20 protein-coding genes and 2 tRNA genes are annotated in these 23286 nt (G+C 64.9%); 3 read left to right on the top strand and 19 right to left on the bottom strand.

Annotated features, from left to right (window positions below; all coding sequences use genetic code 11):
- Positions 1 to 50: 50 nt before the first annotated feature.
- The 5 genes from KHF85_RS12260 to uvrB form a co-directional block, all read right to left on the bottom strand.
- Entirely contained in the window at positions 51 to 473 is a 423-nt protein-coding gene (locus KHF85_RS12260; protein ID WP_038233241.1) for a hypothetical protein, read from the bottom strand.
- A gap of 422 nt (positions 474 to 895) precedes the next feature.
- Positions 896 to 2539: a type IV secretory system conjugative DNA transfer family protein gene (locus KHF85_RS12265; RefSeq protein WP_409976703.1), complete on the bottom strand. Its 1644-nt coding sequence runs from the start codon at positions 2537 to 2539 to the stop codon at positions 896 to 898.
- A 65-nt stretch (positions 2540 to 2604) separates the two neighbouring features.
- Positions 2605 to 2862 carry a hypothetical protein gene (locus KHF85_RS12270; protein ID WP_064538514.1) on the bottom strand — a complete coding sequence of 86 codons (258 nt, stop codon included), beginning with the start codon at positions 2860 to 2862 and terminating at the stop codon, positions 2605 to 2607.
- 164 nt (positions 2863 to 3026) lie between these two features.
- Positions 3027 to 3101: transfer RNA gene (locus tag KHF85_RS12275), tRNA-Val, on the bottom strand.
- 96 nt (positions 3102 to 3197) lie between these two features.
- Entirely contained in the window at positions 3198 to 5219 is a 2022-nt protein-coding gene (uvrB, locus tag KHF85_RS12280) for an excinuclease ABC subunit UvrB (protein ID WP_284566875.1), read from the bottom strand.
- 147 nt (positions 5220 to 5366) lie between these two features.
- On the opposite strand from uvrB, the gene KHF85_RS12285 reads away from it, so the two are divergent.
- Positions 5367 to 5903: a GspH/FimT family pseudopilin gene (locus KHF85_RS12285; RefSeq protein ID WP_284566876.1), complete on the top strand. Its 537-nt coding sequence runs from the start codon at positions 5367 to 5369 to the stop codon at positions 5901 to 5903.
- A 78-nt stretch (positions 5904 to 5981) separates the two neighbouring features.
- On the opposite strand, the gene KHF85_RS12290 is transcribed toward KHF85_RS12285, so the two are convergent.
- From KHF85_RS12290 to KHF85_RS12320, 7 genes are all read right to left on the bottom strand, one after another.
- Positions 5982 to 6058 (bottom strand) — tRNA-Asn (locus KHF85_RS12290).
- Between the two features lie 103 nt (positions 6059 to 6161).
- On the bottom strand, positions 6162 to 6611 hold the full coding sequence (locus KHF85_RS12295) for a type IV pilin protein (protein ID WP_080999323.1): 450 nt from the start codon (positions 6609 to 6611) through the stop codon (positions 6162 to 6164).
- Positions 6604 to 10278 (bottom strand): pilus assembly protein, encoded by a 3675-nt coding sequence (locus tag KHF85_RS12300; RefSeq protein ID WP_284566877.1) that lies wholly within the window; start codon positions 10276 to 10278, stop codon positions 6604 to 6606. The genes KHF85_RS12295 and KHF85_RS12300 overlap by 8 nt, the downstream gene beginning before the upstream one ends.
- Positions 10275 to 10835, bottom strand: coding sequence for a pilus assembly PilX family protein (locus tag KHF85_RS12305; RefSeq protein WP_284566878.1), 561 nt, complete (start codon positions 10833 to 10835; stop codon positions 10275 to 10277). The genes KHF85_RS12300 and KHF85_RS12305 overlap by 4 nt, the downstream gene beginning before the upstream one ends.
- A complete protein-coding gene (locus KHF85_RS12310) occupies positions 10832 to 11785 on the bottom strand; it encodes a PilW family protein (protein WP_284566879.1) in 954 nt (317 codons plus the stop codon). Before KHF85_RS12310 ends, KHF85_RS12305 begins: the two co-directional genes overlap by 4 nt.
- Positions 11782 to 12249 carry a type IV pilus modification protein PilV gene (gene pilV / locus KHF85_RS12315; protein WP_345782158.1) on the bottom strand — a complete coding sequence of 156 codons (468 nt, stop codon included), beginning with the start codon at positions 12247 to 12249 and terminating at the stop codon, positions 11782 to 11784. The genes KHF85_RS12310 and pilV overlap by 4 nt, the downstream gene beginning before the upstream one ends.
- Positions 12250 to 12287: 38 nt before the next feature.
- Positions 12288 to 12752 carry a GspH/FimT family pseudopilin gene (locus tag KHF85_RS12320; RefSeq protein ID WP_284566881.1) on the bottom strand — a complete coding sequence of 155 codons (465 nt, stop codon included), beginning with the start codon at positions 12750 to 12752 and terminating at the stop codon, positions 12288 to 12290.
- A 170-nt stretch (positions 12753 to 12922) separates the two neighbouring features.
- On the opposite strand from KHF85_RS12320, the gene KHF85_RS12325 reads away from it, so the two are divergent.
- Positions 12923 to 14029 (top strand): sensor histidine kinase, encoded by a 1107-nt coding sequence (locus KHF85_RS12325; RefSeq protein ID WP_284566882.1) that lies wholly within the window; start codon positions 12923 to 12925, stop codon positions 14027 to 14029.
- On the opposite strand, the gene ppnN is transcribed toward KHF85_RS12325, so the two are convergent.
- The 5 genes from ppnN to grxD all read right to left on the bottom strand — a co-directional run bounded on the left by ppnN (position 14022) and on the right by grxD (position 20809).
- The gene (gene ppnN, locus KHF85_RS12330) at positions 14022 to 15410 is read right to left on the bottom strand and encodes a nucleotide 5'-monophosphate nucleosidase PpnN (protein WP_284566883.1); all 1389 of its coding nucleotides are present in this window, start codon (positions 15408 to 15410) and stop codon (positions 14022 to 14024) included. The two genes, KHF85_RS12325 and ppnN, sit on opposite strands and share 8 nt — an antisense overlap.
- Before the next feature lie 109 nt (positions 15411 to 15519).
- Positions 15520 to 18834: a TonB-dependent receptor gene (locus KHF85_RS12335; RefSeq protein WP_284566884.1), complete on the bottom strand. Its 3315-nt coding sequence runs from the start codon at positions 18832 to 18834 to the stop codon at positions 15520 to 15522.
- Positions 18835 to 19155: 321 nt separating this feature from the next.
- Positions 19156 to 19755, bottom strand: a complete 600-nt coding sequence (locus KHF85_RS12340) for a MarC family protein (protein ID WP_284566885.1) — start codon at positions 19753 to 19755, stop codon at positions 19156 to 19158.
- Positions 19752 to 20399 (bottom strand): SDR family NAD(P)-dependent oxidoreductase, encoded by a 648-nt coding sequence (locus KHF85_RS12345; protein ID WP_284569547.1) that lies wholly within the window; start codon positions 20397 to 20399, stop codon positions 19752 to 19754. The genes KHF85_RS12340 and KHF85_RS12345 overlap by 4 nt, the downstream gene beginning before the upstream one ends.
- Positions 20400 to 20488: 89 nt before the next feature.
- Positions 20489 to 20809: a Grx4 family monothiol glutaredoxin gene (gene grxD / locus KHF85_RS12350; RefSeq protein WP_003468232.1), complete on the bottom strand. Its 321-nt coding sequence runs from the start codon at positions 20807 to 20809 to the stop codon at positions 20489 to 20491.
- Positions 20810 to 20936: 127 nt separating this feature from the next.
- On the opposite strand from grxD, the gene KHF85_RS12355 reads away from it, so the two are divergent.
- Positions 20937 to 21515 (top strand): superoxide dismutase, encoded by a 579-nt coding sequence (locus KHF85_RS12355; RefSeq protein WP_284566886.1) that lies wholly within the window; start codon positions 20937 to 20939, stop codon positions 21513 to 21515.
- A gap of 96 nt (positions 21516 to 21611) precedes the next feature.
- On the opposite strand, the gene KHF85_RS12360 is transcribed toward KHF85_RS12355, so the two are convergent.
- Complete coding sequence (locus KHF85_RS12360) at positions 21612 to 22763, bottom strand: 5-(carboxyamino)imidazole ribonucleotide synthase (RefSeq protein WP_284566887.1); 1152 nt, start codon at positions 22761 to 22763, stop codon at positions 21612 to 21614.
- On the bottom strand, positions 22760 to 23263 hold the full coding sequence (gene purE / locus KHF85_RS12365) for a 5-(carboxyamino)imidazole ribonucleotide mutase (protein WP_284566888.1): 504 nt from the start codon (positions 23261 to 23263) through the stop codon (positions 22760 to 22762). Before purE ends, KHF85_RS12360 begins: the two co-directional genes overlap by 4 nt.
- Positions 23264 to 23286: the final 23 nt, after the last annotated feature.

A 23286-nucleotide genomic window follows, 5' to 3' on the forward strand; every position in this document is an offset into this window, starting at 1 on the left:
AGGTTCGTAATATGGCTGTGGGGAGCGCACGGGCGCGCCCGAAAGTAACGTCACTTCGCGCTGCCGGCCGGCGACGCGCCCCCGCTCAGCGAAGAAGAAGGCTGCACCAGAATGCGGTTGCCCGCAGCGGAAACGGTGACGCCTTCCTGCGCATAGACCACGCTGAGTTCGGCGACTGCCTGCTGGATGCTGGTGGTGTTGATCTTGGCCACTGGCGCATAGAGCGTGTAGTCGGACTGGATGCTGTATGCCAGCTCCATGTTCGAGTCCCTGGCCCAGCGCTCAAGCATCGTCTTCAAGGTGCCGTCCATCGGCGACGCCTGGTAGACGTACGAGGAGTACAGCGGGATCTCCATCGTCGACTCGGAGAACCGGTTGACCGGCTTCCACCTGCCGCGGAAATCAGGCGCCGGCCTGGTGGCACAGGCGCTCAACAGCGCAACGGCGCTCAGAGTGGCGATCATCCGAAACATATGCGTTCTTTTCACGCGAGCCTCTAAATTGCGGAAACGTTTTTTGATGGACGGCCGGCAAACGGCCGACGGTCTGAGAACTGCAGGTTTCGCCACAGGGACGGCACGGCGCGATACACAGCCGGCGCAAGAGCCTGGTGACAGAGTCGGGGGCCGCGTAAATCCGGCGCACGCACGCGCTCCTGCAGACGAAGAACGTCCGAGGACAGGCTGTCAGCGCTGAGAAAAACGGAATTTGTCAGAAAACTTTCCATGTCACCCTCGCGTGTGTCCTGAAAACCCACGCCCCTGTTCCTATTGCCAATTGCCCCACACCATCATCGTGAGAATGTGCCGCAGGGCTAAGCTCACGTCAAGCATTTAGCAAAAAAGCGTTCAATCCAGCCAGATTGCCAATAATTTTGCGAACTGCATCACTTATTTCACAAGGAAAGCGTCGACACATCCACCTTTGGCTTCAGCCTTGCGGTGAAGTGCCGGTCCTTGTAGTACTTGATTTTGTCGCACTTCACAGGATGCGGGATGCCTTCGTACAGGAACACCTCATGATCGTTCCCCATCGCCTTCAGTTCCTGCGGCAGCATCAGCGCCCTCCTCTCTTCCGACACGCTACGGGTCACATCCTTGCCGCGGGTGATGTTCTTCTTGCGGAAGGTGGTGTAGCCGAGCATCTCAGAGTAGTCGTTGGCGTCCTGCTGCTCGCGCGGAGCGTAGAGGATCTGCAGTGCATGGTTCGTGATGATGGTGCGCGACACGTCCTTGCCATAGGTCGCATCCAGCTGCGCCATGCTCTGGATGATCGGCAGAAGGCGGACATTGTAGCCAGCCATGTATGACACCGCCGAGGCGATGATGTCGACCTTGCCGATCGCGGTGAACTCGTCCATCAGCAGCAGGCACTGGTACTTCAACGCCGGGTTGCTCTTGGGCAGTTCCTTGGTGTTGAGGTTGATGATCTGGCTGAAGAACAGGTTGATGATCAGGCGACTCTCGGCCAGCTTGTTGGGCTGGATGCCGATGTAGATGGTCATCTTCTTCTTGCGCAGGTCGGTCAGCAGGAAATCGTTGTCGCTGGTGGCCGCGTCGAGCACCGGATTGATCCAGGCATTGAGCGGTTCCTTCAGCGTACCCAGGATCGACGCAAAGGTTTCCTCGGCCTGCGACAGCATGTTGGAGAACGCCGATTTGGCATTGCCGCTGAGGAAGCGCCGTCCTGACAACGACTTGAGGTATTTCTTCAGGTCGCTGCCGTCACCCGAGGACAGCCGGTAGATGGCTCCGAGCGTCGGGGTACCCAGGCCGCCCGGGAAGCCGATGTTGCGCTCGTCGTCCCAGTTCTCGAACAGGTACAGCGCGAAGGCCATGAACGCATTGCGCGCCTGGCTGACCCAGAATTTCTGGTCGTCCGATCCGTCCGGATACAGCATCGCGGCGATGCTCATCAGGTCGGAAACGCGGAACGCCGGGTCGTCGGACACGTAGCTGAGCGGATTCCAGCGATGCGTGCGCCGGTCTTCGGCGAACGGGTTGAACAGGAACACTTCCTGTCCCTGGCTGGCGCGCCAGCCGCTGGTGAGATCGAAGTTTTCCTGCTTGATGTCCAGGACCACCACCGACTCCTGGTATTCGAGCAGGTTGGGGATCACGACACCGACGCCCTTGCCAGAGCGCGTAGGCGCGGCCAGGATGACAAACTGCTGCCCGCTCAGGCGCACCAGCTTGCCGCGGAATTTGCCGACCACAATGCCGTTGCCGCTCTGCTTGAACAGGCCGTGCTTGGCCAGGTCGGCAGCACCAGCGAAACGGGCGTCGCCGTGCAGGGCCTGCTTGCGCGGCTTGAACATCAAGACCAGCGTCAGCAGGCACAGCAATCCGGGCAAGCCGAAGCCCAGGTAGCCGGCCCACTTGATCTTGCCGACATAGGGCGCGACCTGCGGCAAGCCGATGGCATGCACGTACTCGTAGTAGGTGCCCAGCCCGAACAGTCGCGTGTCCAGCTTGAGCAGCAGCAGCACCAGATAGCCGGACAGGAAATAGCCGGCCACCACGGTGAGCACGACGATCATCGTCGCCGTAACGATTTTGCGATTGGCCAAGCCCCTATCCTCCTTGATCCACCATGCCACCTATTCTAGCGTCGCCGCACGCTGCCGGGCTGGCTCTTCGACGCCTTTTTTTCCACGCCGACGCCGCCGCCGTCCTGCTCGACCAGGCTATCCATCCAGACCCGCGCCTCGTCCCAGGACAGGTCGTGCGAATTCAGGCGCGCGCCGCCTTCGGTGGTCACGGTGTAGCCGACCACGTTGGCCGGGCTGTATTCCGGCTCGCGCGTCAACGCCACGAGCTGGTAGCGTCCTTTGACTTGAATCGTATGATGATATTCCATCATGCGTACGGCCTCCTCGCCTGATCGTCGCTCCAATGCTAAAGCAAGCCAGGCGCCAGAGCCACTGCCGCACGCGATGCGACAGCCTCCCCGCCCCGAACGACGGGCAACAAAAAAGCCGGCGGCGCCGGCTTGTCGTGTTCCACGCATGCATCGCTTGCATGTCGTGGTGGGCGGTACAGGGTTCGAACCTGTGACCCCTACCATGTCAAGGTAGTGCTCTACCGCTGAGCTAACCGCCCATCGCTGCTGCGACCATACCGCTGCAGGGGCGCGAATCTTAGCCCACCTTGCGCTCAAGAACAATAGCCGCCGGCAGGAGGCCGGCAGCCTCGTACCTAGCTGACCAGGCTGGCGTCGCGCAGTTTCTTGATCTGGTCGCGCACCCGCGCCGCGTCCTCGAACTCCAGGTCGCGGGCGTGCTGGTACATCTTCTGCTCCAGTGCCTTGAGCCGCGATGCCACCTCCGCCGGCTCCAGCATGCGGTAGTCGGCCGGCTCCTCCGCCACCCGGCGTCCCTTGCCCTTGCCGGACTTGGACTCGACCGCCCCGTCGGCGCGTGCGCCCTCCAGGATGTCGACGATCGGCCGCGCCACCGATTTCGGGGTGATGCCGTGCTCGAGGTTGTACTCCACCTGTTTTTCGCGGCGACGCCCGGTCTCGTCGATCGCCGCCTGCATCGAACGGGTCATCCGGTCCGCATACAGGATCGCCTTGCCGCGCAGGTTGCGCGCGGCACGGCCGATGGTCTGGATCAGCGAACCGGTGGAACGCAGGAAGCCCTCCTTGTCCGCATCCAGGATCGCGACCAGCGACACCTCGGGCATGTCCAGGCCCTCGCGCAGCAGGTTGATGCCGACCAGCACGTCGAACTTGCCCAGGCGCAGGTCGCGGATGATCTCCACGCGCTCGACCGTGTCGATGTCCGAGTGCAGGTAGCGCACCTTGACCCCGTGTTCGCTCAGGTACTCGGTGAGGTTCTCGGACATGCGCTTGGTCAGCGTGGTGACCAGCACGCGATCGCCCAAGGCAACGCGCAGCCCGATCTCCGACAGCAGGTCGTCGACCTGGGTGCCGACCGGGCGGATCTCCACCTCCGGATCGATCAGCCCGGTCGGGCGCACCACCAGTTCGGTGATCTCGCCGGCCGATTCGCGCAGTTCGTACGGACCGGGCGTGGCCGACACGTAGATGCTGCGCGGCGAACGCGCCTCCCATTCCTCGAAACGCAGCGGCCGGTTGTCCAACGCGGACGGCAGGCGGAAGCCGAACTCCACCAGCGTCTCCTTGCGCGAGCGGTCGCCCTTGTACATCGCGCCGATCTGCGGGACGGTGACATGCGACTCGTCCACGACCAGCAGCGCGTCGGCCGGCAGGTAGTCGAACAGCGTCGGCGGCGGCTCGCCTGCGGCCTTGCCGGTGAGATGACGCGAGTAGTTCTCGATGCCGTTGCAGTAGCCGACCTCGGCCATCATCTCCAGGTCGAACTGGGTGCGCTGCGCCAGCCTTTGCGCCTCGACCAGCTTGTTCTGCGCGTACAGCTGCTCCAGCCGCTGCTTCAACTCGATCTTGATCGTGTCCACCGCGCTGAGCGTGCGCTCGCGGGTGGTGGCGTAGTGGGTCTTCGGATAGACGGTGTAGCGCTGCAGCTTGCGCAGGGTCTCGCCGGTCAGCGGATCGAACAGGGTCAGCTGCTCGACGTCGCCATCGAACAGCTCGATGCGCAGCGCCTCGCTGTCCGACTCGGCGGGAAATACGTCGATGACTTCGCCGCGCACGCGGAACGTGCCGCGGTGCAGTTCGTATTCGTTGCGGGTGTACTGCAGGTCGGTCAGATGCTTGATCAACTGGCGCTGCTCGATATGCTCGCCGATCGACAGGATCAGGCGCAGCGACAGATAGTCCTCCGGCGCACCCAGGCCGTAGATCGCCGAGACCGTTGCCACCACCAGCGCATCGCGGCGCGACAGCAGCGTCTTGGTCGCGGCCAGGCGCATCTGCTCGATATGCTCGTTGATCGAACTGTCCTTCTCGATGAAGGTGTCCGAGGACGGCACGTAGGCCTCGGGCTGGTAGTAGTCGTAATAACTGACGAAGTACTCGACCGCGTTGTTCGGGAAGAACGCCTTGAACTCGCCGTACAGCTGCGCCGCCAGGGTCTTGTTCGGCGCCATGACCAGGGTCGGCTTCTGGATCGCCTCGACCACGTTGGCGATGGTGTAGGTCTTGCCCGAACCGGTGACCCCGAGCAGGGTCTGCTTGGCCAGACCGGCCTCGAAGCCGGCCACCAGCTTCTCGATCGCCCGCGGCTGGTCGCCGGCCGGCGAGTACGGCGATACGAGTTGGAAACGGTCGGACATGGACAGGCCTCGGGATGAATGTGAGTACAGGAGCCTCGGCTGACGCACTGCCGGGAAGATTCCTTACATGGGAACGGTGAACCCTCTCATTCAAGCCCCTGCGCCAGGGGACCGAGACTGGTAGCCCCCCATCGAAGGGTGGCTCCCATGTGGAAATCCAGTGTTCGAGGCTACACATTGCTGCAGTTGGCAATCGTGATGGCGATGATCTGCGTGCTGACCGCGATCGGCATACCGGCCTTCCAGGACCTTCTGTTGCGCCAACGCCTGGCCGTCACCAGCTATCGGCTCAGTTCCCAACTTGCCCTGGCCCGCAGCAGCGCCATCAGCTACGGCATGCCGGTCAGCGTGTGCCCATCGGATGGCGACAGGAAATGCCGCGCCGACAACGACTGGAGCCATGGATGGATGGTCTACCGCGACCTGGAACGACAAGCGCAACCGACCGACCCAGGCAGGATTCTGGGCCTGGAAACCGCACCGGCAGCGGCCTCCATCACCGTCATCTCGAACAGCGGCAGACAAGCCGTGCGCTTTCTGCCGGACGGCCGCAGCGCCGGCAGCAACCTCAGCATCAGGATCTGCGGAAAGGGGCGCCTGCTGGCTGAGGTGGTCGTGAACAACGCCGGCCGGACCCGCTTGGCCAGGGCGGCGGCAAGTCAGGCCTGCCAAGCGAAACGCTGAAAAAGCCTGATTTTCACGGCAATTTTACCGGTGTAACGAAAAAGGGCTTGCGGATGATCCGCAAGCCCTTGCTATTTCTGGCGCCCGAAGTTGGACTCGAACCAACGACCCCCTGATTAACAGTCAAGTGCTCTAACCGGCTGAGCTATTCGGGCGGGGTGCGCATTGTAGCTATCTACATGCACAAAGATCAACACCCCCGACGAGCACTACAGCAGCCGGCTTCGGCCCTTGGCCGCGGCCGGAGCGGCGCGCCGCTCACCAGCAGGACATTGGGTCGGTGCCGGACACGCTCGCGGTGCGCTCGCCCTTCTGGTTCAGATAGAGCGTGCCGCATTTGGTATCGCGCGTCAGCTGTGCACCCTTGGGCACGGCTTGAAGGCTGTAGGCCTTCGCGCTGACCGAACCATTGAAGGAAAGCGTGTAGAAATCGGTCACGCCGTCGCACTGGGTCAGGGCGGGCGCCGAGACGTAGGTCAGATGCGTGGTGTAGTAGCGCTCCATGTCCTGACCGCGCTCCATCAAGCAGGAAGCGGCAGTGGCACGACGCGCCTTCACGACATGCGCGGTATAGCTCGGATAAGCGATCGCGGCAAGGATCGCGATCACCGCCACCACGATCATCAGCTCGATCAGCGTGAATCCATTGCCGGGTCCGGCCATGCCAGGATGTGCCACCATCCGACGGCGATCATAGGACTCATTCATTGATCAGCTCTCTCCATTGCACCCGCGTCACCGTGCCGGATGACGAGTTGGTCGAGATCGACGTCGTCGAGGCGTTGTCCAGATTGGAAATCATCTCGCTACCGACGAAGGTCGACCCACTCGATCCCTTGCTGGTGCCGATGCCGGACACCGGAACGCCCTTCACAGCATCGTTGTTGTCGAATACGCCATCGCCGTTCACGTCGAAGAACGACGACGACAAACGTCCGCCGGTGAAGGGATCGATCACCATGGTGTATCCCTTGCCGCTCGGGCTACATATATCGTTCGAATCCGGGATGCGTGTGCTGCCCACCAGATAGAGCCCCTGGAAGTAGTTCGCCACCACCATGCGCTCACCTGTCTCGTAGAAATCCATGTACCAGCCGCTGGTACCGGCACCGGTGGACGAATCGATCGTGCGCACATTGTAGCCATTGAGCGTGGTGTCGGATAGGATCCGGATCTGCTTGAGATTGGACGCGCTGATCGTGCTGTCTTTGTCGATCAGGCCATACCAGGTCTGCTGGTCGGTGTTGGCCAGATCTGCACTGGTGAGATAACGCCCGGTTCCGACGAACACCCAGGTTTCGAGCGTCGAAGGGTTGCGCGCCACCAGCGGCGCGGCGGTGATTGGCTTGCTGCTGCCTGCCGCGAAGAGCTGGCCGACGCTCCAACCGCTAACGCTCTTGCTGAACCGCCACAGGTTGCCCTTCAGATCACCCGCGTACACCTTGTCGACGATGCCGCTGCCGTCGGAAGACCAGGCATTGACGCCACTCAGGCCATTGTCACTGCCTACCCCGGTGTCCACCGAGGCCACTGTACCGGTGGCGATGTCGATCCGCACCAGTTGCGCGTTCTGCGAGGAACTGTTCGGGCCGTTGCCGAGCAGCACGCTCCAGGAGCCGTCGGCGACCTGGGCGATGATGGGTTGGCCCAGCACGTTGCCCAGGGAGGCGCTATTCACCTCCCACAGAAGGCTCGGCGAGGCCGGGTTGGTCACGTCGAGCGCGAACACGCTCTTGCCCCCTCGTCCCATCGTGCCGACCAGGACGCTCTTCCACTCGCCACCGAGGTAGACGTCGGCCGCAGTCAGCAACCCGTCGACCGTATAGACATGGGTATAGTCTGGAGAAGTGAAACCGGAGGAAGAGAGCTTGGAGATCGCCTCGGTCGGTACGAACGCAAAGAGCTCCACGCCGGTGTTGGCATTGAAGGCATGCAGCATGCCGTCGTTTCCGCCGATGTACACCATCGGGGTACGCTCGGCCTTGTTGGCCGCGAACTGGGGGTACAGGCCGGCACCGGAGAAACTCTTGCCGCTGTAGAGCGACGCATTGGGCGTACCGACGTACAGCGGCTGCGAATTGACGATGTCGCCAAGCACGCCGAGGCGATTGCGGAAGCTGCCGCCGGCACCCTTTTCCTGGTCCCGCCTGCCGCGGATGTATTCGACTTGGGCGCTGGTCAGGCTACCTACAGTCCCTGTGAGATCCACCAGGCTGCCATTGCTGGCATACAGCACTTTGCGGCTCGCATAGGCAGGTAGTTTGGCGTTGGCGCTCCAGATCGCGGTCTGCGTACGGGCGGCGTCATCGACCTTGTACGCGGTCAGCTCGCCCTTCCACTGATTGGCATCGCCTACAGTGTATTGAGCCTGGTAGACCACCGAACCGGTATTCAGGGCGGTCGCGTCCGATCCCAGCGCCGCGACCGATCCGGTGGCGTCCTTGAGGATCTTGGAGAACGCGCTCCTCAGGCTGGCGACCATGTTTTTGGCGTCGCTGGCCACATAGAAATTATCCGGCCGCGGATAGGTGCCGCCACTGTTGGGGGACAAGGTGTCGCGGGTGGTGTACCACCAGCTCTGCTGCAACCCGGTAGTGGTCGAGGCGTACGGAGAAAAGCCCGAAGGCACGGTGAAGCCGCCGTACTTGGAAGCGAGCCAATACATGTTCTTGGAAGGACCATACAGGGTTTGCGCCTCACGCACGTCCACCCAATAGGTGCTCACCGTCTGGCTTCCGGTGGTGTTGGTCTTGCCTTCGACGTCCGGGCGCATGTCCACGGTGTGCGAATCGTAGGCCCGACCGGCGATGAAGGCCGAGTTGTTTCGGCCGCTCCAGCTGTTGGAAATCGTCGTGTCCAGCCCCTCCATCGCCAGCACCTTCTGCGTGCTGGTGATGACGTTCACGCTGGTGTCGGCGGCGACCTCGGGAGGCATGGAAGGCTCCTCCAGGCGATAGGCGGTATTTCCCGGCAAATTCTTGTCGCGGTGCGTGTTCACATCGCCAATGCCGAGGACGGCATTGACCTGACAGTTGTAGCGGATCGGATCATCCCAACTGGTGATCACCGGGAAGTAGTCCGCCTGGACCTTCGCCGTGCCCAAGTTCGAGCTCAGGGTGGAGTAGGAGGCAACGTTGCCTAGGTTCTTGAAGTAGCGGATCGCGGCGTAGTAGAGCTCGCTGACCGGATCGAACGACTTGGCTTGGCTGGTGGTCAATTCCTCGAACTTATTGAGGTAGTTAATGACACCGCTGTTGCGGCTGTTACTGCTATCGCTGGTATTGATCTGTTCGCCGCTATGGACATTTCCCACGCCAATTCTGCTGTCGGCATTGCTGTCCGGATCCTTGTAGAGCACACCGGTGGCAGGATCCCACTCCCTACGCGGGTTGCTGTAGCTGTCGATCTCCGGGTAATAGGCGTTGGGACCGACGAACTTCATGCTGGCGCGCAGCACGCCGCCATCACGACTAACGGTCGAATCGTTCAGGTAACCAAAGATGCTATAGCGGATCTTGTTCGCATATTCTTGGATCAGCCCTTCCGGCTTGTAGTTGGTGTCGGAGTACTTGGTGCAGTTGGACTCCAGGCCGATGCTCGGATCGCAGACCTTCACCCGCACCCAGACCCTGTACACCTTGGTCGGATCCGGCTTGGTGATCGACGGATCGTAGTCGATCACATTGCTGGCGTCCGTAGTAAGGCTGCCGGTGCCGGTGAACCACATTTCGCGGCTCAGGCTCCTGATCCGGGTCTTGACGCTGGACCAGCCCGATGGCAACGGCGTCAGTGAGGAAACCGAACTGGAGATCGTGCGGTCGGCGTAGTCGCTGTCGCGGTCGTGGCGGGCCTTCTGCAGCACGGTCAGCCCGACCTGGTCGATGATGCGGTAGCCGCCGGTGAGGGCGGAGCGGAACGGGTCGATGGTCTGGGTGGCCGCCCAGTTGAAGTAGTTGCCGCTCCACGAGCCACTGCAGGTATGTACGCCGGCGCTGTTCTTGGACTTCGGCACGAAGTAATACATCTTGTTCGTGGTGTCGTAGCTGTAGCCGTAGCACTTGACCGGATCGAAGTAGCCCACATACTCCGAAGCGTTGCTGTAGCTCCCCAGGTTGGCCTGGCTGATGATGGTCGGGTATTCGACCGAAGGCACCAGCGTAAGCGCGCCAGGAATATCTGTCGGCAGCGAGATCGGGCGCGTGCCCAGATCGATCGAAGCGCCGTTACCCGAACACAGCGCCGCGAAGGCTCCCGTCGCGAACGCCAGCCAGCGTGTACGCCGGCGCTGCGACACTTCGGATCGGGCCATGCCATGGCGCATGCGATCGCCTGGTTTCATATCGCGGGTTTCCATCGCGGGAATTGGCTTGCTCATTGGACGGTCACGTTCGACTGCAGCACCACCACCGACCGGCCATCGGCCAGCGTGGGATCTTGGCTGCGCGCGATCACCCGATAGACCGACTGCAGCACGGCGCTGCTGCCGCTTCCGTATTGATTGGAGTTGGCGCTGTAGCCCAGCGACAACTGCTGGCGACTAGTGCGTTGGCCCAGGTACTGTACGTAGTACTGCGGCGTCGTCGCGCCGATCGACTGGATAGAAGTTGCATTGACCCAGCCGGTTCCGACGTCGGTATAGGCACCTGCCGGAGGGATCGGACAGGACGCGCCGCCGCTGCAATCGACCCCGATTCTGCCGCCAGACGCCACCGCCGTCCTGATGGCCTGCTCGCCCGTCCGGAGCGCCGCTTCCGCTGACTGGAATGCAAGGCTGCGGTCGAGCATGTTCGAGCTCATTTTCTCACGCAGCGTGACCCCGCGAATCACCGCTAGGCCCACCACGATCATCACCAGCATCAGGATCAGCACCACGATCAACGAGATGCCGCGGGGGCGGCGGCCGATGGCGTGCGACTGCGCGATCGCCCTCATAGCGTACGATTCCTCAGGTTGATCACGTATTGGACGGTGCGGTCGAGTTGCTGGCCACCGAAACCGGTCTTGTCGCCGCCTCGCACGGTCAGCACAAGCTTCGCGGCGATGACGTTGCCCCAGGCGGCGTCGGGGGGCGAGGCGGGGCCGACCGTGGACGCGGTCTGGTAGGCGGCGGCCCCAGTGGTCAGGTAGGTGATCTGCATATCCTGCACCCCCTCGACCATCTCCTCAGCCGCGCCGTTGTCGATCTTGCGATACAGCGAGCGCCCACCGCGAGCGTTGCTCGCCACGTACCAGCGGATGCCGCGCAGCCGACTCACCACCGAATTCACGCCATAGGAATAGGCCACCGCATTACCGGAGCAGACCGCCGGCAGCACGCTCAGGCTGTTGTTGCTGCAGTTCGCGCTGCTGGCATGGTTGATCACATTGCCGGTCACGCTGCCGGCCGCGAACAACGCCAGCTGGGTGTTGTCGCAGATCATCACCGTGTTGCCGGCGCTCAGGCCACTCGCATCGTCCACGGTGATGTTGGTCGAACTCTGTGCAGCGGTGACGTTAGCCAGATGGGGGTCGAGGGTAAGGACCTGGATGGCGTCGGTCCCGCTCGCGCTTCCACTCAATGCGCCGTTTTCGTAACCGACGACCGGGAAGCTCCAGTTCGTCCACCAGGTGCTGCTGGCATTGTTGATGACATTGGCCACCGGCAGGGTTCCGTCGCATGGGTTGCCGCCGGCCTCGCGCAGGTCGCGCGCCATCAGTTCGAAGGTGGTCTGCATGCCATCCTGGGCCCAGCCCATGCCTTCGACCGTGCGAAACACCCGCTGGTTGGACAGAAAGATGCTGATCGCCGCTCCCACCAGCAGCAGGCCCAGCACCATTGCGATCATCAGCTCGATCAGCGACAGGCCGATAGCAGCACGGCGGCGCGGGACGGCACGGGTCATAGCCGGGCCACCGTCACCAGCTGGCGGATGGTGCAGCCTGTGCCTGTGGCCGACTCGGCAGTGGACGCATTCACCGCGCGCCCCCGGCTATCGTCCCACTGCACGGTCACCGTGCAGGTCGAGCTGGTACAGGCGATCGAACCGCATGTGGTGGTATCCGTGGAAACGTTGGCGGCGCCGCTGAGCCCGGTCTTCATGCTTTCGAGCCACGCGCGTATGTCCGCGGACGCCAGCGTGCCGCCGGCCGAAGGCACGCTGCAGGTCATCGTCAGGTTGTAGGCACCGCTCGTGGCGGCACTGCGATTTGCACGCATGGCCTCGAGGATCGAGTAGGTATGGATGACCATCTGGCTGTTCTCGAACGAACTCTGGCCGTTGCTCAACGCGCGTGCCTGCATCGCGGCTATGCCAAGCAGGGTCACTCCCAGGATCAGCACCGAGATCAGCACCTCAAGCAGGCTCACGCCTACCTGCCGCCGGCGGTTTGTCATCGCGCGCGCAGTCATGAGGGGCATACCCCACTGCCGTTGACGCTGCTCACCGCGACCCGGGTGGCCGAGGTCGGCGCTACCGCGCGCTGGTTCTCCGCCGGGCGGTTGGTCGCGATGCAAGCGATGACTGACAAGGCGCTGCTGGTCTTCAGAGTCCCGTTGGCACCATAGGTGATCCGCGTGACCGGCCCGGTGACACGGAGCGGCGAGCGCGCCTTATAGGACTGCAACACGCTGTCGGCGCTGCCGGTCACGACCAGCCAGCCCTGCCAGGTGGACGCGCTGCCGCAGGTGGCGCCATCGCTGCTGCCGCAGACGCTCACCGGCGCGTTGCGCTTGATCGCCTCGCTGCGCGCGAACTGCAGCGCGGACAGGATGTCGTCAGAGGCCGCCGACAGCCGGTTACTGTTGATCAGGGAGGTGAACGAAGGCATGGCGATCGCGGCCAGCACCGCCAGCACCGCCAGCGTGACCATCAGCTCCACCAAGGTGAATCCCCCCGAACGGGACGCGCAAACGTCCGGGAGCAAGTCTGCCTCGCCCATTACCCCGCCCTCTCGATTTATCCTCGTCATCTTAGATCGTGCGACCAAAGGCCGGCAAACACTTGGCGACAAGCGGCATGATGCGCCGCACGAGTGGCATGATGAAGGACTCAGCCAGCTTCAATGACACGATGCCACAGTCAGAACCATATGCGCCGTCCATGTTGGAGGGACTACAACAGCCGGCAGTGATCATCGGGATATGGATCACCGGCGAGGCCCTCGCGTGCATATTGGCGCTAGCGCCTGGGAACGCGGGCGAGCGATTGATTGTATTCGGCATCGCCTCGCTGCTGATCCAATGGGTCGCGCTGTCCACGCTGCTGACCATGCACCTGGCGCGGCGATGGCTGCAAAGATGGCCGGTCGGCGTGCAGCTCGGCGGCGCGCTACTGACGATGGTCGCCTCCACCGGACTGGCGCAGTTTTGCTTCATGCTGTTGTTCGGCAGCGTGGCACCCTCGCCCTCCCTGGCTGGCGCCTTGCCGGGGATCATGAATGCGATGGGCATCGCCTTCATCGCCGGGCTGCTGGGCCTGGTGGCAATCCGCAACCATCTGCGTGTCCAGGCGCTGTCGGTGCGCGCCGTGCGCGCTGAGCTGGAGGCGCTGCAGGCGCGTACGCACCCGCACTTCCTGTTCAACACGCTCAACGTGGGCGCGGCGCTCGTGCACAGCCAGCCCGACGCGACCGAGCGATTGCTGCTCGATCTGGCCGACCTGTTCCGCGCGAGCCTGCAGGGTCGGCACGAAATGCCGCTTGAGGAAGAGATCGAGCTCGCACGCCGCTACCTGGCGATCGAGCAGTTGCGGCTAGGCCCCAGGCTCGACGTGGAGTGGCGCATCGAGAGTGCGCTGCCATCGTTGCACCTGCCGGCACTCTGCCTGCAAGCGTTGGTGGAAAACGCGGTCCGGCACGGTGTGGAACCGCGTACGGCGGCCAGCAAGGTGATCGTCGCGATCGCCCGGCACGCCGACGGCGTGCGGATCGCGGTCAGCAACGACACGCTACCGCGCCAGGCGCGGCCGGACAGCCGCGGTCACGGCATCGGACAGTCCTCGATCCGCCGGAGGATCTCCGACCTGCATCCTTGCTCGCACCTGCACATCGAAGATTGCGACGAACGCTATGCGGTGACCATCGACATCCCGCTCCAGGCAAGGGCCGACCCGAGCACGCGCCGTTGGCGCCCGCTTCCCCTCAAGTGACGACCCGATAGCAGGGCCGGTACTCGCCGGAGATCTTCATCCGGCGCTGCTCGACGAAGGCGCGCAGCAGTGCGTCCAGCGCCTGCATCATGTCCGCGTCGCCATGGATTTCGAACGGGCCGTGCTGCTCGATGCGGCGCATGCCGTCTTCCTTGACGTTGCCGGCGACGATGCCGGAGAAGGCGCGGCGCAGGTCCGCCGCCAGGGCGTGTGGCGGGCGCCCGTGATGCAGGTCGAGCGCGGCCATCGCCTCGTGGGTCGGCACGAACGGACGCTGGTATTCCAGCGGGATGTCCACCGACCAATTGAAATAGAACGCGTCTTTGTGTTCCTTGCGATGCAGGCGCACCTGCTGGATGCCCTCGGCCATCTTGCGCGCCACCGCGACCGGATCGCCGACCACGATCTCGTAGCGCGAGGTGGCGATCTCGCCAAGGGTCAGGCGCAGGAAGCGGTCGATCTGCTGGAAATACGGCGCGGCGATGGTCGGGCCGGTCAGCAGCAGCGGGAACGGCAGCGCGCGGTTTTCCTCGCGCAGCAGGATGCCGAGCAGGTACAGGATCTCCTCGGCGGTGCCGACGCCGCCGGGGAACACGATGATGCCGTGGCCGATGCGGACGAAGGCCTCCAGGCGCTTCTCGATGTCCGGCATGATCACCAGGTGGTTGACGATCGGGTTCGGCGACTCGGCGGCGATGATGCCCGGCTCGGTGAGGCCGATGTAGCGGTTGTCGTGCTTGCGCTGCTTGGCATGGGCGATGGTGGCGCCCTTCATCGGCCCCTTCATCGCGCCCGGGCCGCAGCCGGTGCAGATGTCCAGCCCGCGCAGGCCCAGCTCGTAGCCGACCTGCTTGGTGTACAGATACTCGTCGCGCGAGATCGAATGGCCGCCCCAGCACACCACCAGGTTGGGATCGGCCGGCTGCAGGATGCGCGCGTTGCGCAGCTGCCCGAACACGGCATTGGTGATGCCTTCGCCGGACTCCAGGTCGGCGGCCGATTCCGGCCCCAGTTCGATCGCCATGTAGGCCAGGTCGCGGACCACGGCGAACAGCAGCTCGGCCACGCCGTTGATGATCTCCCCGTCCACGAACGCCATCGCCGGCGCATTGAACAGGTCGATGCGCACGCCGCGATCGCGCTGCACCACCTGGATGTCGAAGTCCGGATAGAGGTCGCGCGCGGCGCGCGGGTCGTCGGACGCGCTGCCGCTGGTCAGCACCGCCAGCGCGCAGCGCCGCAGCAGTTCGTGCAGCCCTCCGCTGGACGCATCGCGCAGGCGCACCACTTCCACGCGCGAGAGGATGTCCAGGGCGCCGCGCGGGTAGATCCGCGCGTCCACTACCGGCAGCGCCCGTGCCGCCGTATTGCTCGTCGTCATATCGCAATTCTTGTCGTTGTCGTCAACGGCGACTGTAGCGTCAGCCTCCGCAAAAGAAAACGGCCGGGTCGCCCCGGCCGTTTCCTGTAACGCCTGCGCGAAGGCCTGGTTAGAACGTATAGCGCAGCGTCAGCAGCAGCGACCAGCGCTGCGACGGGTTCTGCGTTTCGTTGATGGCCAGATCGGTCGGCGCATAGGTGCCGTTGCGGTTGTACAGGCTGGTGCTGGAGATATCGTAGATGTACTTGCCGTCGGCAGTGACGCCGGCCACGTTGGCCAGGTTGCGCACCAGCGGGAACTCGGCACGGTGCTCCACACCCCAATCCTTGTTAGTCATGTTGAGCACATTGAACATGTCCAGGCGGATCTCGCCCTTGTGGCCCTTGGCGAAGCCGGGAATTTCCTGGCTGAAGGACATGTCCAGCTGGTTCACCCACGGCGCACGCGAGGAATTGCGCTCGGCAACGTCACCCTTGTAGCGCGCCAGCTCCGGATGCTTGCCGATGTACTCCCAGAACGACGAGGACAGCTGCTGCGAGGTCGCATTGGCCCAGACCACATCGCTCGGACCGGACGGCACGTAAGCCAGCGAGCGGCCGGACGACAGACCCAGGCCCTGGGCATCGTTGCCGAACACCCAGCTGTACGGCGCGCCGTTGTGGCCGTCGTAGAACGCGGAGACGCGGGTCGCGTAGTCGCCGAAGAACTTATGCTCCCAGCTCAGCTGCGCGATGATGCGGTTGGGGATGGAGTAGTTGGAAATGCCTGCGGCATCGTCGGACGGGTTGTACCAGGCGCGATTCTGATAGCTGCTGTAGGCGACGCTGGAGGTGCCCGGGTTCACTTCGGTGGCGCGGCTGTAGGTGTAGGCCAGCATCGCACTCCAGGTGCCGTCGAAGGGCTTCTTCAGCGACACAGTGAAGTTGTCCGACTTGCCCTTGTCCGTATTGGTCAGATAGATGACGTTGCTGAACGACGCATTCTTGTTCCAGTTCGCGGCGTTGGTGCTGCCCGGTGCCTGGTTCGGGAAGCGCGCATAGGTGTAGCGGCCATCCGGTAGCGTGCCGGTCGGCGCGCCCATGTTCAGATCCTGATACAGGATGCCCTTGTCGACGTCGAGGTGCTGATATTCCGCGGTGAACACCAGGTCCTGCCAAGGCAGCTGGTGGTCCAGGCCCAGGGTGTACTTGTAGACGGCCGGCAGCTTGAAGTTGGGATCGACCACGTTCACGGTCATGCTCGAGCTGCCCAGGCCCGGCGGCGTCACCGTGCCGCCCGGGACGTTCTGGCCGAACGGAGCTGCGCTGAACGCCGGATCGGCGGCGGTCTTACGGCGGTTGACGTCGTAGGTGGTCACAGCAACGCCATTGTTGGAATAGGGATTACCCACCCACACCGCCGGCGTATTGGAGACGAACAGACCGGCACCGCCACGCAGCTGGGTCGGACGCTCGGTATCCAGGTCGTAGTTGAAGGAGAAGCGCGGCTGCAGGACGCTGTTGCCGTCGATGGTGCCGGTGTTGGAGAAGCCGAAGCCACCCACTGACGCGTTGGCGTTGGCCGGGGTCGCGCGCAGGCCGCAAGCGCCGAAATTGCCGGTGACGCCCGCGTCCGCGGCGAAACACGGATTGTAGGTCGGCATCGGATTGACCTTCGGCACGTCGTAGCGCAGGCCGTACTGGATCGACAGGCGATCGGTTGCCTGCCAGGTGTCCTGCAGGAACAGGCCGTACTGCTTCATCTTGAAGATGGCGGCGACGTTGTCCAAGGTATAGCCTGAGGCCGGCTGCGAAAGCTGGTAGCGGCGATAGGTACCACTGGCGAAATCGGCGATCGAGTTGAAGGCGTAGGTGCCGTTGTAGCGCTGCAGGAACAGGTTGTAGACCTCGTCCTGCTGGTAGTCGATACCGGCCTTGACGACGTGGTCGCCGAGGAACCAGCTACCGGCGAAGTACGCGTTCCAGCTCTTGACGCTCAGCACATTGGCCTGGCTGGAATAGTCGGTGCCGAGCAGCACGCTGCTGCCGGTGTCGGCGCCACTGGTGCGCACGGTGATTTCGGGCTGGTAGCCGCCGACCAGCGGCGCACGGTCCTGCTCGAACTTGCTGTAGCCCACCGACGCTTCGGTGGAGAACTTCTCGCTCCAGTCGTCGTAGAAGCTCAGCGCGTAGCTGGTGTTGGTCTTGTTCAACACGTACCAGTTGCTCGACAGCTTCAGTTGGGTGGAACTGCTGGCGGTGATGATCGGCTCGTCTTCTTCGGTACGGCTGAAGCGCAGGCTGGCGCGGTGGTAGTCGCTGATGTTCCAGTCGAGCTTGGCCAGGTAGCGCTTGCTTTCGATATCAGTGCTGGCCGAACCGTCGTCGCCCGGCGAAAGCCCGAGGTTCTGCGCGGTCGTGGTGATCTGCTGAAGCTGCGCCGTGGTCACGCCGCTCACCTTGCTGATGGCGCTGGAATCGGAGGTGCCCCAGATCGCGCCCGGCGCGGTCTTCTCGCTCTCCTCGTAGGAGGCGAAGAAGAACAGCTTGTCCTTGAGGATCGGCCCGCCCAGGGTCGCGCCCTTGGTTGTGTCCTTGGTGTAGCCGGTCCACTTGGCGTCGGTCTCGCCCTTGCCGATCATGTCGTCGGCGTTCTGGTAGACGTAGTAGGCAGAGCCGTGGAAATCGTTGGTACCGCTCTTGGTGACGGCATTGACCCAAGCGCCCACGCCGCGGCGGGTGGCGACGTCGAAGTTGGCGGTGGAGATGTTGTAGCTCTCGATCGCGTCCTGCGAGATCGGCGTGCCCTTGGTCGGCAGGCCGTTGTCGTTCAGACCGAAGGGGTCGCCCGCGCTGATGGTGTCGACGGTGATGCTGTTGTAGCGATTGTTCTGGCCCATTGCCGAGAACGCGCCGCGGTCGCGGTCGGTGACCACGACGCGGGGATCGGAACGCACCACGTTCTGGATCGAGCGGTCCGGCATCGGCGTGCGGTCGAGATCGCCGCGCGACAGATTGGTGGAAATGCCCTTGTTGTCCGAGGTGAACGCCTCGGAACCGCGCGGGGCGGTGACCTGCATGGACTCCAGCGTGGCGACGTCGCCGGTCAACTGCGCATTGACGCTGGCGACCTGATCCAGGCCCAGATAGATGCCTTCCTGGGTCTGGGTGCCATCGCCAGACTTGGTGATGGTGACGTTGTACGGGCCGCCGACGCGCAGACCGCGCGCGTTGTAGCGGCCGCTCGCATCGGTGCTGGCGCGGCTGACCGTTCCGGATTCGACGTGGGTAATGGTCACTTCGGCGCCCGCGACGGGCTGGCCATTGTGGGTAACCATGCCACCGATGCCGGAGGAGGTGCTCTGGGCGAACACAGGGGCGGCGGCGAGCGCAGCAACGAGGCCAAGGGTGAGCTTGGACATCCGGAGACGGCGGGGTTGAGTCATTGCAATAGCCTCGATGGAAGTTGACGAAATGCGCATAGCTCGCCGTCCTGGTCGGCGCACGGCAGCGGAATGAGGTTCGTGCCCCCTTGCTGGATCCCCCGCAAGGGTTAACATTAGCTTAACACCATAGTGCCGATTTGTTGCCGAAACGTGACGAACTGGCACAAACGGACATGACGCCCTCTACATCACAGTTTGCGCGGTTATGCCGTCGGCGCCAGCGCAACTGGCGTGCGATTGCCGCCACTATCCTGCGCATCGCCGCATTGGCACGGATCGACAGAGAGGGCACGGCACCGCGCGCACGCGGCGGACGGCCGCTCAGCCGGCGACCGGCAGCTTCAGATAGACGCCGAGGCCGTCCAGGAACATCTGCACCGAGATCGCCACCAGCAGCATGCCCATCAGCCGCTCGACCGCGATCAGCACGCGCATGCCGAGCAGCTTGTACAGCAGCGTGCCGGAGAACAGCAGCGCCGAGGCGCCGATCCAGGCCAGGATCAGCGCCAGGCTCCATTCGCCCAGGCGGGTGGGTTCGTTGCTGCCCATCAGCATCACCGCGGCCATGCCCGACGGCCCGGCCACCAGCGGGATCGCCAGCGGCACGATGAACGGCTCGCCGTCGGGAATCTCGCCCATCAGCCCCTCCGGGCGCGGAAAGATCATGCGGATGCCGATCAGGAACAGCACGATGCCGCCGGCGATCGACACCGATTCCTGGCGCAGGTGCATCACTTCCAGCGCGTACTTGCCGCCCCACAGGAACCCCATCAGCACGCCCAGCGCGATCAGCAGTTCGCGCGCCAGCACCACGCGCTGGCGCTTGGCCGGCAGCGGCTTGAGCACGCTGAGGAACACCGGGATGTTGCCCAGCGGGTCGAGGATCAGGAACAGCAGCAAGGCTGCCGACAGGATGGTCATGCCAGGGGATTCCAGATCGCGCCGCGGCGCGCGGCGCCGGCGGGCGCCAGCAGTTCCACGCAGGCGGCCGCGTAGTGCGCCGGATCGACCGCGTCGCGGTCCTCCTGGTGGGTGTAGGCGCGTGCGCGCAGTGCGCTGCGCATCGGCCCGGGTTGCAGCCCGGCCACGCGCACCGTCGAGGCCGCCAGTTCGCCGTGCAGAGTCGCCAGCAGGCCGCGGCGGCCATGCTGGGCCGCGCCGTAGCCGCCCCAGTAAGCCTGGCCGACACGCGCCGGGTCGTCGAGCGCGAACACGATCGCCGCGTCCGGCGCCTGCTTCAGCAGCGGCAGGCAGGCCTGGGTCAGCCAGCCCGGGGCGGTCAGGTTGATGTGGATGGCGCGCGCGAACTGCGCCGGGTCGGCGTGCTCGAACGGGGTCAGGCCGACGAAATCGGCGGCGCAATGCAACAGCCCGTCGAGCCGCCCGAGTTCGGCCTGCACCCGCGCCGCCAGCGTCGCATAGTCCTCCGGCGTGGCGCCGAGCAGGTCCAGCGGATACAGCAGCGGCTGCGCGCCGACGGCGGCGATCGCGTCGTAGACCCGGTTCAGGCGCGCCGGCTTGTGCCCGAGCAGCACCACCGTGGCGCCGGCCTGGGCGCAGGCCATGGCCGCGGCGCTGCCCAGCCCGCCGGCGGCGCCGCACACCAGCACCACGCGCTGCGCCAGCGCGCCCGCGTGCGGCGTCGCCGCCGCTGTCACGGCTGGTAGGCCTCGGCCACGATGCGCTGCAACTCGCCGGATTCGAACAGTTCCATGGTGATGTCGCAGCCGCCGATCAGTTCGCCATGGATGAACAGCTGAGGAAACGTCGGCCAGTTCGAATGGCGCGGCAGATTGGCGCGGATCTCGGGCTCGTCGAGCACGTTGACGGTGTGCAGCCGATCGGCGCCGGCGGCCAGCAGGGCCTGCAGCGCGCGGCTGGAAAACCCGCACATCGGATACTGCGGCGTGCCCTTCATGAACAACACGATGGGATGGCGTTCGACGTCGGCCTGGATGCGCTCCATCACCTGCATGCGGGTTTTCTCCTGCTGGGGCGAAAGAACGACCTTTGCGGTCGGCTAGACTTTCGCGTAGCCGCATAGTGTAAGCCCTGCGCATGGCAGTACCGCCATGCGCGCCCGAAACCGCCACCGAGGATCCATGGCCATCGAACTCGCTCCCCTGCCGTACGATCGCGCGGCGCTGGCGCCGCACCTGTCCGCCGAGACCCTGGACCAGCACCACGGCCAGCACCAGCGTGCGCTGGTGGAACGGCTCAATGCCCAGATCGCCGGCAGCGAATTCGCCGAACTGCCGCTGCAGGACCTGGTGCGCCGCACCCAGGGCCGCCTGTTCCAGCACGCGGCCGAGGTCTGGAACCACGAGTTCTACTGGCGTGGGCTGCGTCCGCGCGGTGGCGGCGAGCCGGGCGGCGAGCTGGCCGAGCGCATCGCCAGGAACTTCGGCGATTTCGCCCGCTTCAAGGCCGAGTTCGCACGCATGGCCCTGGCCGTGTTCGGCTCGGGCTGGGTGTGGCTGGTGCAGCGCCCGGACGCCACGCTGGCGCTGCTCGCCACCGTCAACGCCGGCTCGCCGCTGACCGGCGAGGACACCCCGCTGCTGGCCTGCGACCTGTGGGAGCACGCCTACTACATCGAGTACCGCGGCGACCGTGGGCGCTACCTGGAAGCGTTCTGGAAGCTGGTGAACTGGGAGTTCGTGGCCGCGAATCTGGTTTGAGGCCCGGATTCGGGATTCGGTCTGACCGGCCGCCGGCATCGTTGCGTTGCCCCGGCCACGCCCAGGCATGGCCGGGGCGCGGCCGTCGGCATCCGCTCAGCCCTGCGCGCGCAGCGCCTCGATCACCGGGGCGACCTGGTCGTCGCGCCGCAGCTGCGCGCCGACCGTCTGCAGCGCCTGCGCCAAAGCGGCCGGCGTGTCCTCGCGCAGCGTAGCGTGGCCGACCTTGCGGCCTTCGCGCGCTTGCTTGCCGTAGTCGTGCCAATGTCCGCCCGGCTGCGCCAGCACCGGCGCGGCGTCGGGCATCTGCCCGATCCAGTTGAGCATGCAGGCATGGCCGAGCATGCGCGTGGAGCCCAGCGGCAGGCCCAGCACCGCGCGCAGATGGTTCTCGAACTGCGCGGTCTCCGCGCCTTCGATGGTCCAGTGGCCGGAGTTGTGCACGCGCGGCGCCATCTCGTTGGCGAGCAGTTCGCCGTCGCGGCAGAACAGCTCCAGCGCGAACACGCCCACATAGTGCAAGCGCTCGGCCAGCGCCTGCGCATGGGCGATGGCGGCCCGCTGCAGCGCCGTATCGGCCTGTGCCGGAGCCAGGCTGGCCGACAGCACGCCCTGCACATGCCAGTTCTCGGTCAGCGGCCAGGTGCGGAACTCGCCGTCGCGGCCGCGCACCGCGACCACGCTGATCTCGCGCTGGAACGGCACGAAGGCTTCCACGATCAGGCCCACGCTGGCCGCCTGCGCGCCCAGCGCGGCCCACGCCGCATCGGCATCGGCCGCGGAGGTGATCCGGAACTGGCCCTTGCCGTCGTAGCCCAGGCGCCGGGTCTTGAGAATGCACGGGATGCCGACCTGCGCCAGCGCCGCGTCCAGTTCGGCGCGGCTGCCGATCGCGGCGAACTCCGGCACCGGGATGCCCAATTCGCGGAACAGGGTCTTCTCGGCCAGCCGATCCTGCGCCACCGCCAGCGCGCGCGGGTTCGGGAACACCGGCACCCGCTCTGCCAGCCACTCGGCGCTGGCCGCCGGCACGTTCTCGAAATCGAAGGTGGCCACATCGACCTGCGCGGCGAACGCGGCCAGCGCCGCCTCGTCGCGGTAGTCGCCGACCTGCAGCGGCGCCACCTGGCCGGCGCAGGCGTCGGCCACCGTATCCAGCATCACGAAGCGCAGCCCCAGCGGCGCGCCGGCCACGGCCATCATGCGCGCCAACTGGCCGCCGCCCAGGATTCCGACGGTGGTGGTCATTGGCGCGGGTCGTCCTTGGCCATCACCTCGTCGGTCTGGCGCTGGCGGAAGGCGTCCAGCGCCGTGGCGATGTCGGCGTGTTCGGCGGCCAGCATCGCCGCGGCGAACAGCGCGGCATTGGCCGCACCGGCATTGCCGATCGCGAACGTGGCCACCGGGATGCCGGCCGGCATCTGCACGATCGACAGCAGCGAATCCAGGCCGTTCAGCGCCTTGGACTGCACCGGCACGCCGAGCACCGGCACCGCGGTCTTGGCCGCGAGCATGCCCGGCAGGTGCGCGGCGCCGCCGGCGCCGGCCACGATCGCGCGCAGGCCGCGCCCGCCGGCCGCTTCGGCATAGGCGAACAGCACGTCCGGGGTGCGGTGCGCGGACACCACCTTCACTTCATAGGGCACGCCCAGCGCATCGAGCTTCTGCGCCGCATGCTGCATGGTGTCCCAGTCGGAGCGGGAACCCATCACGATGCCGACGAGCGGCGTGGTTTGCTTGGAGGTCATGGCCGTCCCCTGCCTTAAAGACG

Origin of the sequence: Xanthomonas graminis pv. graminis (genome assembly GCF_030168915.1) — a bacterium.
In the GTDB taxonomy this organism is placed as follows: domain Bacteria; phylum Pseudomonadota; class Gammaproteobacteria; order Xanthomonadales; family Xanthomonadaceae; genus Xanthomonas_A; species Xanthomonas_A translucens.